The sequence below is a fragment of the Phenylobacterium sp. genome (genome assembly GCF_041916435.1).
In the GTDB taxonomy this organism is placed as follows: Bacteria; Pseudomonadota; Alphaproteobacteria; order Caulobacterales; family Caulobacteraceae; genus Phenylobacterium.
This window is the reverse complement of record NZ_JAYRZM010000006.1, coordinates 29,804-41,136: the sequence shown is the minus strand read 5'-3', so window position 1 is coordinate 41,136 and position 11,333 is coordinate 29,804. Positions and strand designations below refer to the sequence as shown.

Annotated in this window: 9 protein-coding genes; 6 read left to right on the top strand and 3 right to left on the bottom strand. The window is 69.4% G+C overall.

What is annotated here, in order from left to right; translation table 11 throughout:
* The first annotated feature begins 96 nt into the window (after positions 1-96).
* Positions 97-1,194, top strand: coding sequence for an acyltransferase family protein (locus tag ACE3TA_RS17070; protein ID WP_374575511.1), 1,098 nt, complete (start codon positions 97-99; stop codon positions 1,192-1,194).
* Positions 1,195-1,651: 457 nt separating this feature from the next.
* Positions 1,652-2,785 carry a hypothetical protein gene (locus ACE3TA_RS17065; protein ID WP_374575510.1) on the top strand — a complete coding sequence of 378 codons (1,134 nt, stop codon included), beginning with the start codon at positions 1,652-1,654 and terminating at the stop codon, positions 2,783-2,785.
* 87 nt (positions 2,786-2,872) lie between these two features.
* On the opposite strand, the gene ACE3TA_RS17060 is transcribed toward ACE3TA_RS17065, so the two are convergent.
* A complete protein-coding gene (locus ACE3TA_RS17060) occupies positions 2,873-3,094 on the bottom strand; it encodes a hypothetical protein (RefSeq protein WP_374575509.1) in 222 nt (73 codons plus the stop codon).
* 333 nt (positions 3,095-3,427) lie between these two features.
* Here ACE3TA_RS17060 and ACE3TA_RS17055 point away from each other — a divergent pair, with 333 nt between their 5' ends.
* The 4 genes from ACE3TA_RS17055 (at position 3,428) to ACE3TA_RS17040 (ending at position 8,974) form a co-directional block, all read left to right on the top strand.
* Positions 3,428-5,437, top strand: coding sequence for a methyl-accepting chemotaxis protein (locus ACE3TA_RS17055; RefSeq protein ID WP_374575945.1), 2,010 nt, complete (start codon positions 3,428-3,430; stop codon positions 5,435-5,437).
* Between the two features lie 199 nt (positions 5,438-5,636).
* Positions 5,637-5,801 carry a hypothetical protein gene (locus tag ACE3TA_RS17050; protein ID WP_374575508.1) on the top strand — a complete coding sequence of 55 codons (165 nt, stop codon included), beginning with the start codon at positions 5,637-5,639 and terminating at the stop codon, positions 5,799-5,801.
* Between the two features lie 106 nt (positions 5,802-5,907).
* The gene (gene galE / locus ACE3TA_RS17045) at positions 5,908-6,900 is read left to right on the top strand and encodes a UDP-glucose 4-epimerase GalE (RefSeq protein WP_374575507.1); all 993 of its coding nucleotides are present in this window, start codon (positions 5,908-5,910) and stop codon (positions 6,898-6,900) included.
* Between the two features lie 226 nt (positions 6,901-7,126).
* The gene (locus ACE3TA_RS17040) at positions 7,127-8,974 is read left to right on the top strand and encodes a phosphoenolpyruvate carboxykinase (GTP) (protein WP_374575506.1); all 1,848 of its coding nucleotides are present in this window, start codon (positions 7,127-7,129) and stop codon (positions 8,972-8,974) included.
* A 16-nt stretch (positions 8,975-8,990) separates the two neighbouring features.
* On the opposite strand, the gene ACE3TA_RS17035 is transcribed toward ACE3TA_RS17040, so the two are convergent.
* Complete coding sequence (locus tag ACE3TA_RS17035) at positions 8,991-9,152, bottom strand: hypothetical protein (RefSeq protein ID WP_374575505.1); 162 nt, start codon at positions 9,150-9,152, stop codon at positions 8,991-8,993.
* A gap of 237 nt (positions 9,153-9,389) precedes the next feature.
* Entirely contained in the window at positions 9,390-11,321 is a 1,932-nt protein-coding gene (locus ACE3TA_RS17030) for a polysaccharide biosynthesis protein (RefSeq protein WP_374575504.1), read from the bottom strand.
* Positions 11,322-11,333: the final 12 nt, after the last annotated feature.

Below are 11,333 nucleotides of genomic sequence, written 5' to 3'. Positions count from 1 at the left end.
CGCAAATCTGGCATGGCGGGCGGGCAAGCCGGCCAGGCGGGCGCGCCATGCACAGGGCGCGCCGCGCGGACGCGGCCGGCGGTATTGGAGGCGCCGATGGCCCAGCAGCGTGACAGGATCGCAGGTTTCGACGGCCTGCGCGCCATCGCCTTCCTTCTGGTTTTCGCCAGCCACAAGCTGTCGATCGATCATGCCGGCGTCTACGGCGACATCGGCGTGTGGATGTTCTTCGCCCTGAGCGGATTCCTGATCACGCGCATCCTCGTCAACGCCCGCGCCGACATCGAGGCGGGCGGCTCGACGTTCGTCGCGTCTCTGCGCAAGTTCTACATCAAGCGCACGGCCAGGATATTCCCAATATACTATCTCGTTCTGCTGTTCTTCGTCGTGCTGTCCTGGTTCACGAGCGTCGACAATTTCTGGTTCAACGCCCGGGCGTCCTATTTCCTGTTCCTGACCAACCTGTTCATCGGCCTGCGGAACGCCTGGGTCGGGGATTTCGGGCACCTCTGGACCCTGGCGGTGGAGGAGCAGTTCTACCTGCTGTTCGCGCCGCTGGTGCTCTGGCTTCCGCGCTCGCGCACCCAGGCGCTTTGCTTGGCCTTCATCGCCGTCGGCGTCCTGACCAAGGTCGTGATGGAGCTCCTGGGCGCGCCGCCGACCTCCACCGACGTCAATTCCCTGACCAACTTCGCGCTGCTCGGCTTCGGCGGCCTGGTCGGGCTCAATGTCGATCGCAAGGCGCCGGCCTGGGTGTCGAGCGGGCCGGCCCAGGTCGCCGCGGGCGTCTGCTTCGTGGGGCTGGCCGTCGTCTTCGGCGCCTATGAGACCCAGTGGATGCGCTATGCGAAGATCACCGTCCTGCTCGCCGGGCTGATCCTCTTTCAAGTCTACAACCGGCCGCAGACCGGCTTCGTGCGCTTCCTCGATAGCGCCCCGCTGCGCCGCGTCGGCCGGGTCAGCTACGGCGCCTATCTGTTCCATCACTTCATACATATGAGCGACCTGCGCGGCGCGCTGCTCGCCCACGGCCTCGACCCGCTGGTTCCGCCCTGGCTGGACCCGCTTGGCGAGCTGGCGATCACGCTGGCGCTGGCGGCGGTCTCATGGGCGGTGCTGGAAAGGCCGGCGATCGCCTGGGCCTCGCGCGTGGCGGGAACCGAGCGGGCGACGGGCCGCCTGCGCGCGTCCTAGTCCGGCGCCGGGGGTTCAGGCCGCGGAACGCATGGTCTAGATTTGCATTTGGAGACCGTCGGCGCTCCGGCGCCGCGGCGTGAGTTCAGCGTCGGCGTTTGAGGAAGCGATTGTGCCCTGGAAGTCGGGTCTAGGTCGCCACAGTAGGATCAAGTCGTTGCTCGCGGCCCTGTCGCCGCTGAAGGGGCGCTGGACGCGTCGGAAGAGGTCCGTCGTCCAGACCGGCGCCAAGGTCGTCCCCGCACCGCCGCGTTTCGAGCCCGAGGGACCGGAAAAGCCGGACCGAGGCCCGGCCAGTCCGGACTGACGCCGGCCGGCCGCGTCCACCCCGCCGAGCGTCGGCGGCGCTTCCCCTGAGGCGCGAAACTGGCGCCGCATCTGCACCCGCCCAAGCCGAGACGGCCGCCTCATTCCAAATCGGGACAGGCCGCCGGGCGCATAGAGCGGAGCTGCGGCCATGAGCGGCGCAATCGATGTGATCAACGGGCTTACGGTCCAGCTCGTGGACGACGTTGGTCCCAGCCGGGGCGTGATCCCCGACGGCGCGGTGAGCGACGACCTGTCGCCGACCGTCCGGGTGCAGTTCGGCGAGGACGTGCTGAGCGTCGGCGACACGCTGCGCGCCGTGGTCAACGGCGTGGAGACCGGCGTGGCGCATCTGGTCACCGCGGTCGACCTGGCGCGGGGCTATCTGGATCTGTCGGCCGGCGCGGTCGAGCCTGGCGCCCACGAGATCTGGGTCAGCGGCGTGATCGGCGGCCAGGACGCCGCCAGCGCCTCGGTCGACGCCTTCTTCGAAACCCGCCCCGCGGTCGGTCCCGGCCGGCCCGCCGTGCTCGGGCTGGTCGACGACGCCGATCCGGCCGATCCGCATCTGGTCCAAGGGTTCGGCACGGCCGACACCACGCCGCTCGTGCGCGTGAGCCTGTTCGACACCGGCGCCCATGCCGGCGACCATCTCGTGCTGAACGTGGACGGCGATGCGAACGCCGGCCTCGTCCTGAACGCCGACGACCTCGCCCGCGGCTACGTCGACGTGGCCAGCGGCGAACTCGGCGAAGGCGTGCATCTGATCTCGGCCCAGGTCGTCGATACGGCGGGCCACGCCGGGCCGACGGCCATGAGCCTGCCCGTGCGCGTGGACGACACCGCCCCCGACGTCTCGTTCACGGCAGCCTCCGGCGCCGACGGCGCCCAGGCCCTGGCCGACGGCGCGCTGACCACGGAGTCCTCGCTGGTGTTCCATTTCGCGGTGGACGACCATCGCGGCGGCGCCGCGGCCGGCGAAAGCCCGGGCCACGACATCTACTCGGGCGTGGCCGACGCCGTGCAGGTGCAGCTCTTCGCCAATGGCGTCCTTGTCGGCGAGAGCGATGTCTCCGGATCGGGGGCCGGCCTCGACCATCTGATCTCGAGCGGCGATCTGGCGGCCGGCTCCTACGTCTTCACCCTGGTGGCGACCGACGCGGCGGGCAACAGCACGCAGGCGGCCGATCCGTTCCACCTCACCATCGCCGACGCCTCGTTCGGCTTCGGCGGCGCGCAATATGGGCTGCCGATCCTGCATCTCGGCATGGGCTGGCTCTTCTAGAGCCGGCGCGCAAAGAAACGCCCCCGGCCGTAGGCGCGGGGGCGTTTGGGTCGTCTCAAATCAGAAACGTCAGCGTCCTGGCGGCGATCAGCTGCCGCCGGGGAAGCGCATCGGCACCTTGACCTGGCCGGTCTTGGAGCCCATCGGCAGGGCGTCGGCCACGCACAGGGCGGCCTTGTCGAAGCCCTTGCCGTTCGAGCTGTCGCTCAGCACGGTGCAGTTGGACAGCTTGCCGTCCGCGGCCGTGCATTCCAGCATCACCGTGGCCGAGTCATGCGTATTGGCATGCTTGGTCAGGCACTTGCTCATGCTCTCTTCAAAGCTGCCAGCGGACGACGCGCCCGCCAGCGAGAGGCTGAGAGCGGCCCCCCCGAAAACTGCGATGAACTTTTTCATCTCCCCACTCCTTCTGGAACCGAAGTGTGGTGAAGATGCGCGCCCGCAGGTTAAAAGTTCGTGATGCGGTGCAATAGATTTCGCTTGATCTAGATTGTCGAGCTTGGCCCGACAGAATGCCGCACCCTTTGGCGTTCGCCTACATTAGAGTCTTCTGCGAGCGGAGAACTCTTCATGCGGCTCGGCAGGCCAAGGAGATGACTTCCCGCGCTCTCGGTCAGAAACCGTTAGTAACCGCCATTCATGATGTACGAGCGCTCACCGTGCGGGTGGCGGGACTCTAATGGGGGGTTGGGAGTGAAGCGGTTCAGGCTCGTGGACTTGCCGCTGATCGTGAAGATCGGCTTTGCGCCGGCTTTCGCTTTGATCATGCTGGCTTTTCTTGCTGTAGGGGCGATCGTGCTGCAGCAAGGGCAGGCGCGCGAACTGCGCCAGGTGGTCCAAGTGGACATGCCGAACAGCCTGCGCATGCAGCGGATTTCCGAGCGAATCACCGCCGTTCACGGCGAGCTCTATTTCCTGCTGACCCACCAGGGCGCGTCCATCGAGCCCGAGAAGATCGAAGGCGAAAGCCAGAAGATGCTCGCCGAGGTCGACGCCATCCGCAAGGAAGTCGAAGTGGCGCGCAAGGCCGCGCCGGCCGAGCAGCGGCCCGCCTTCGACAAGCTGGTTAAGGACCTGAAGGAGACCCGCGACGCGCTCGACGTGATCGTGGCCATGATCACCACCGACTTCGGCACTGCAGCGGGCTTCGCCGCGCCGTTCGAAGAGCAGTACGTGAAGATGGCGAACAACCTCCACACCATCGTCCAGACCGCCCAGAAGGAAACCGACAGGCGCGCCGCTGAAAGCGCCGCCCGCGCCAAGATGGGCCAGACGATGACCATCGTCGGCGCGCTCATCACCCTCCTGGCCGCCGGCGCCCTGGCCGTCGCCACCGTCTTCACCATGCGCCGGGCCGTGCAGCGCATCGCCACCGCCACCGAGCGCCTGGCCCGAGGCGACAACAGCGTCGATCTCGCCCCGCTCGCCCGCGGCGACGAGCTTGGCGCGATCGTCAGCTCGCTCACCGTCTTCCGCGACAACCAGTTGAACCTGGAGCGGCTGAAGAAGGAGCAGGACGCCACCGCCGCCGCCGCCGAGGACACCCGCCGCAAGGCCGCCGAGGCCGCCGCCGCCGTGGCCGAGGAACAGGCCCTGGTGGTGAACTCCCTGGCCGAGGGCCTGGATCGCCTGGCTTCCGGGGACCTGACCTATCGCCTCGAGATGGCTTTCCCCGGCGACTATCTGAAGCTGCGCGACGACTTCAACGGCGCCATGCACAAGCTGGAAGACGTGATGCGCGCCATCTCCACGTCGACCGCCACGATCCAGTCGGGCACCGGCGAGATCAGCCACGCCGCCGACGACCTGTCGCGCCGCACCGAGCATCAGGCCGCCACCCTCGAGGAAACGGCCGCCGCGCTCGACCAGATCACCGCCACCGTGCAGAAGACCGCCGAAGGCTCCAGCCACGGCCGTGAGGCCGTCAGCGCGGCCAAGGCCGACGCCGAGCGCTCCGGCGAGATCGTCTCGCGCGCCGTCAAGGCGATGACCGAGATCGACCAGTCCTCGCGCCAGATCAGCCAGATCATCGGCGTGGTCGACGAGATCGCTTTCCAGACCAACCTGCTGGCCCTGAACGCCGGGGTCGAGGCGGCGCGGGCCGGGGAATCCGGCCGCGGCTTCGCCGTGGTCGCCTCCGAAGTCCGCGCGCTCGCCCAGCGTTCGGCCGAAGCGGCCAAGGAGATCAAGGGCCTGATCTCGGCGTCGTCCGAGCAGGTGGCCCAGGGCGTGGACCTGGTCGGCGAGACCGGCAAGGCGCTGGAGCGGATCGTGGTCCAGGTGGCCGAGATCTCCAACGTCGTCGGCGAGATCGCCGCCTCGGCCAAGGAGGAGGCGCTGGGCCTGCAGCAGGTCAACACCGCCGTCAACCAGATGGACCACGTCACCCAGCAGAACGCGGCCATGGTGGAGGAATCCACCGCCGCCAGCCGCGCCCTGGCCGACGAGGCCGTCGAGCTGGCCCGCCTGGTGGCGCGCTTCAACGTCGCCGGCGCCGCCGCGGTCCAGGCGCCTGCGCCGCGTCAGCAGCCGGCCAAGGCCGCCCAGCCGCGTCCGGCCGCCAGGCCCGCCGCCCAAGCGCCGCAGAGCGTGGGCGCCACGGCCCTGGCCTCGCGAGCCGAGCCGCAGGAAGACGGCTGGGAAGAGTTCTAAGCAAAGCCGCCGACAGGCGGGAGGAAACGTCCGAGGCCGTCGCGGCGACGCGGCGGCCTCTTTGCTTTGCGCCCGCGGTTTCGCGCGCGGCGCCGGCGTTCCCGGCGGCCGTGCCGAAATGGGACGCCGTCAATGGTTTCTTAGCCGCAAGGCCCGATGCTCTGCGCTGTCCCCGTGCGGACGCTGCTGGAAGAGCCGAATGGAACAGGTCGCGCGACAAGCTGCGCGCTTGAGCCGCGTCTCCCGGAGGTCCCGGGCGGCGGGGCCGTCCGTTCGCCTCAACTGGCGGCTGATCCTGGTGCTGGCGGCCAACGTCGGCCTGTGGACCGCCTTCATCCTGATCTTGAGCATTCTGAAGGGCTGACCTGTCGCGATCGGCGGCTTAGGCTGGGGCTGGGCGCCTTAGGGGGGGCGGCATGGCTCTTGCGGGACGACCCGCGGAGAATGGCGACGGCAGCGGACACGAACAGATGCAGACAGTTCTAGTGACCGGCGGCGCGGGCTACGTGGGTTCCCACACGTGCCTGAGGCTCGCCGAGGCCGGCTTCCAGCCGGTCGTCTTCGACAATCTGTCGAACGGTCACGCCGAGTTCGTGAAATGGGGGCCGCTGGAGGTGGGCGACATTCGCCAGCCCGAGCGCCTGGACGCGGTCTTCGCCCGCTACAAGCCGGTGGCGGTTCTGCACTTCGCCGCCCTGATCGAGGTGGGGGAATCGGTCAAGGAGCCGGCGCGCTTCTATGACAACAACGTCGCCGGGGCGATCTGCCTGATCGAGGCGGCGCGCCGCGCCGGCGTGAACGCCATGGTGTTCTCCTCCACCTGCGCCACCTATGGCGCGCCCGAGCGCGTGCCCCTGGACGAGACCCACCCGCAGCGGCCGCTCAATCCCTATGGCCGCACCAAGCTGATGGTCGAGGAGATCCTGCGAGACCTGGACCGCTATTCGGGCTTCCGCTCGATCAGCCTGCGCTACTTCAACGCCGCCGGCGCCGATCCGGCCGGCCGCGTCGGCGAGCGCCACGAGCCCGAGACGCACGCCATTCCCCTGGCGATCCGCGCGGCGATGGGCGAGGGGACGTTCCGCATCATGGGCGAGGACTACGCCACCGCCGACGGCACCGCCGTGCGCGACTACATCCACGTGCTCGACCTGGCCGACGCCCACGTCCTGGCGCTCAAGCGCCTGCTGGCGGGCGGCGGGACCGACGCCTTCAATCTCGGCACCGGCGCGGGCACCAGCGTGGCCCAGCTCGTCGAGGCCATCCGCCGGACCAGCAACGCGCCCTTCGACGTCGAACGGGGGGCCCGCCGCGAGGGCGACTCGCCGGTGCTGGTCGCCGACAACAGCAAGGCCCGCGACCTGTTGGGCTGGACGCCGAAGTACGGCCTGAACGAGATCATCGAGACCGCTTGGCGCTGGCATCGGGCCGAGGCCGCCCGCGTCGTGGAGGCGGCCGAGTAGCCGAATCGCGTCGCGTCTGCGGCGAAGACGCCCCAGAATCGCCTCTGGACTCTCGCCCCGGTTCCGCGCAAACCGGGCGCGGACGCAACGTCATTCCGTTACGGGAATCTGGCGTGGGGCTTGCACCCAGGCCATAGAAAACGGGACAATTGTCCATCTGAGACAATCTGATCGACGAGACCGCGGGCAAGCGGCTTACAGCGTTGTCGCAGACAGGGAGCAGAGAATGAGCGACAAGACTTCGACGCCTGGCCTCGAACCGGCCCCGACAAACCACCAGGCGCTGAAGGCGTGGGTCGCGGAGATCGCCGCCCTGACCAAGCCGGATCGGGTCCGCTGGTGCGACGGGTCCGACGCCGAGTGGGAGGCCCTGACCGCCGAGCTGGTCGCCTCGGGCACGCTCAAGCCGCTCAATCCGGAAAAGCGTCCGAACTCCTTCTTCGCCGCCTCCGATCCGCGCGACGTCGCCCGGGTGGAGAGCCGCACCTTCATCTGCTCCGAGAACGAGGCCGACGCCGGCCCCACCAACAACTGGACCGATCCGGCCGAGATGCGGGCCACCCTGCGCGGCCTGTTCGACGGCTGCATGCGCGGGCGCACCATGTACGTCGTGCCCTTCTGCATGGGCCCGCTCGGCTCGAAGATCAGCGCCATCGGCGTGGAGATCACCGACAGCGCCTATGTGGCGATCTCCATGCGGGTGATGACCCGCATGGGCAAGGACGCGCTCGACCAGCTCGGCGACGACGGCTTCTTCGTTCCGGCCGTGCACTCGGTCGGCGCGCCGCTGGCGCAGGGCGAGGCCGACGTCGCCTGGCCCTGCAACGACGACAAGTACATCGTCCACTTCCCGGAAACCCGGGAGATCTGGTCCTACGGTTCGGGCTACGGCGGCAACGCGCTGCTGGGCAAGAAGTGCTTCGCCCTCAGGATCGCCTCGGTGATGGCCCGCGACGAGGGCTGGCTGGCCGAGCACATGCTGATCCTCAAGCTCACCTCCCCGGCGGGCGAAGTGCACTATGTGGCCGCCGCCTTCCCCAGCGCCTGCGGCAAGACCAACATGGCGATGCTGCAGCCGACCCTGCCCGGCTGGAAGGCCGAGACCATCGGCGACGACATCTGCTGGATGCGCTTCGGCGACGACGGCCGGCTCTACGCGGTCAATCCCGAGGCCGGCTTCTTCGGCGTCGCGCCCGGCACCGGCGAGACGACCAACCGCAACGCCATCGCCGCCCTGCACGCCAACACCGTCTACACCAACGTCGCGATGACCGAGGACGGAGACGTATGGTGGGAGGGCCTCACCGACAGCCCGCCCGAGCGCCTCATCGACTGGCGCGGCGAGACCTGGACGCCGGAAAGCGACAAGCCGGCCGCCCACCCCAACGCGCGCTTCACCGTGCCGGCCGCGCAGTGCCCGGTCATCGCCGACGAGTGGGAGGATCCCCGCGGCGTGCCGATCTCGGCCATCCTGTTCGGCGGCCGCCGCGCCAGCGCCGTGCCGCTGGTGACCGAGGCGTTCGACTGGGCCCACGGCGTGTTCATGGCCTCCAACGTGGCCTCCGAGGGCACCGCCGCGGCCGAGAACAAGATCGGCGAGCTGCGCCGCGACCCGTTCGCCATGCTGCCCTTCTGCGGCTACAACATGGGCGACTACTTCGGCCACTGGCTGTCCATGTCGGGCAAGACCGAGGCGGCCAAGCTGCCCCGCATCTACTTCGTCAACTGGTTCCGCAAGGACGCCCGCGGCCGCTTCGTCTGGCCGGGCTACGGCGACAACAGCCGCGTGCTGAAATGGATCGTCGACCGGCTCGAGGGCCGCGCCGAGGCGGTGGACACGCCCATCGGCCGCCTGCCGGCGCAGGAATCGCTGGACGTCACCGGCCTGGAGCTGGACGCCGCGGCCCTGGAACTGCTGCTCAACGTCGACGTCGAGGTCTGGCGTGAGGAGGCGGCGCTGATCGCCGAGGCCTACGCCAAGTTCGGCGACCGGCTGCCGCCCGAGCTGCGCCGCCAGCAGGAAGCCCTGGTCAAGCGCCTGGCCGCCCTGCGCGAGGCCGTCGCGGCCGAATAGGCCCAGCGCGCGCGGCCTATCGGAAGTAGGCCATGCAGGCGCGCGCCACCAGGATCCAGACCAGCAGGCAGAACAGGATCGCCGCGATCCGGACGTAGGCGATCCGCCGCCACCAGGGCGGCCGCGGCGGGCGCCTTCGGCGGCGCCGGGACTCCAGATGGTCCGGTTGAAGACTCAAGGCCGCGTGTTCCGTCCTTTGCGCGTCCCGCCGATCGCGGGCCGCTTTCCCGTCGCCGGGTTCGCCTTGCAGGCGAACCGCGCCAGCAACATGGCGGCGCGCGATTAGTCGCGCAAAGGGGTGGGTTCCCAGTCTGGGCGCGGCCCAGCGACGCGGCCCGGCGATGCGGGCGGTCCGTTTCGGGCGCGGAAATTCGTGCGTCAGGCGAAGGGAAAGGCCCGCGTGATCAGGGCGTGATCAGGGCCGGTTGGCGACCACGCGCAGCGCCGGGGCGGCGCTGGCCCGTTCGCCGCGGATCTGCGCCACCAGATCGAACAGCGTGCGGCGCACGCCGGAGGTGTCGCCCTTCTCGGCCAGGGTCTCCAGCTCCAGGAGGTGGCTCGGCGTGATGCGCAGCGCCGAGTTGGAGATCACCTCCATCACCTTCGACGCGCAGGGGATCGACCGCTCGGTCTCGTCCAGCAGGGATTCGGTCAGCTTCTCGCCAGGGCGCAGGCCGGTGATCTCGATCTCGATGTCCCGGCCGGGCACGCGGCCGGACAGGGCGATCATCTGGCGCGCCAGGTCCATGATCCGCACCGGCTTGCCCATCTCCAGCAGGAACAGGCGCGAATGGGTCGCCTTGCCCTCGGCCGACGCCGCCGTGGCGTGCAGCACGAGCTGCGCGGCCTCGGGGATGGTCATGAAGAAGCGTTCCATGTCCTGGTGCGTCACCGTCACCGGGCCGCCGCGCTCGATCTGCGACTTGAAGATCGGCACCACCGAGCCGGCGGAGGCCAGGACGTTGCCGAATCGGACGGCGGAGAAGCGGATGCCGTCGCCGGTCTGCTGGGCGGAGATCACCGCCTCGGCCAAGCGCTTGGTGGCGCCCATGACGTTGCTGGGATCGACCGCCTTGTCGGTGGAGATCAGCACCATCTGCGCGGCCCCGCACACGCGCGCGGCCTCGGCCACGTTCCAGGTGCCGATGACGTTGGTCAGCACCCCTTCGCAGGGATGGCGCTCGACCATGGAGACGTGCTTCAGCGCCGCGGCGTGGAACACCAGGTCGGGCCGCTCGTCCATGAAGCTGTTGGCCAGCCGCGAGGCGTTGCGCACGTCGCAGAGCACCGCGCGGCGCGACAGGTGCGGGAAGGTCTCGCCCAGCTCCCGGTCGATCTCGAAGAGGGCGGTCTCGGAATAGTCCAGCAGCGTGACGTGCGCGCAGTGGAACTTGGCGACCTGGCGGCACAGCTCTCCGCCGATGCTGCCGCCGGCGCCGGTGATCAGCACGCGCCGGCCACGGATCAGCGCGCCCACCGCCGAGCGGTCCAGCTCGATCGGGTCGCGCGCCAGAAGCTCCTCGACGCTGATCTCGCGCATGGGCACGAGCGTGACGCTGTCGTGCTGCTTCAGGTCGACGATGCTGGGCAGGCGCAGGAGGCGGATCCCGTCGCTCTTCAGCCGCCCGAGCTGGTCGGCCGTCAGCCCCTGCAGCCGGGCCGGCTCCTCCAGGAACAGCACGGCCCGCGGGTAGCGGTTCCACCGGCGCAGGTCGGCCAGCGCCTGGTCCAGGTTCTCCAGGCTCTCGATGATGCACACGCCGCGCACCTGCTGGCCCACGTCGCGCGGGTCGGTGCCGACGATGCCGACGGGCGTGTAGTTGCGGTCGTGGTTGCGCGCGGCGTCTCGCAGATAGGTGTCCGCCAGCGACGGCGCGCCGATCAGCAACAGCGAGGGAGCCTGGGCCACCCGGTCGCTGATGGTCTTGAGCGGGGCGAAGCTGTCGATCGCATGTTCATGCAGCGCGCGGCGGGCCACGCGCAGGCCCATCGAGCCCACCGCCTGGAACACCGGCGCCATCACCAGCACGAAGCGGGGCAGGGCGCTCGCCCGCTCCAGCGCCCAGTCGGCCAAGAGGAAGGCGCCGGCGGTCAGCACCGCGATGCGCGCCAGCACCATGGCGTCGGGCACGGAGGCGTAGCGCCACGGCGACAGCTCGCGCCGGAACACGGCGGTGAACGTCCCGGCCAGGGCGCTGTAGAGCAGGGTGAGCTGCACCAGGTTCAGCGACGCGCCGTCGGTGATCACCTGGTCGGGGATTCGCGTCGGTGAAAAGAAATAGGCGACGAGGAAAGCAATGGCTGCGACGACCACGTCGGCGACAATGGTCTGGGCTCGGAAAGCCATTCGCTCCATGGG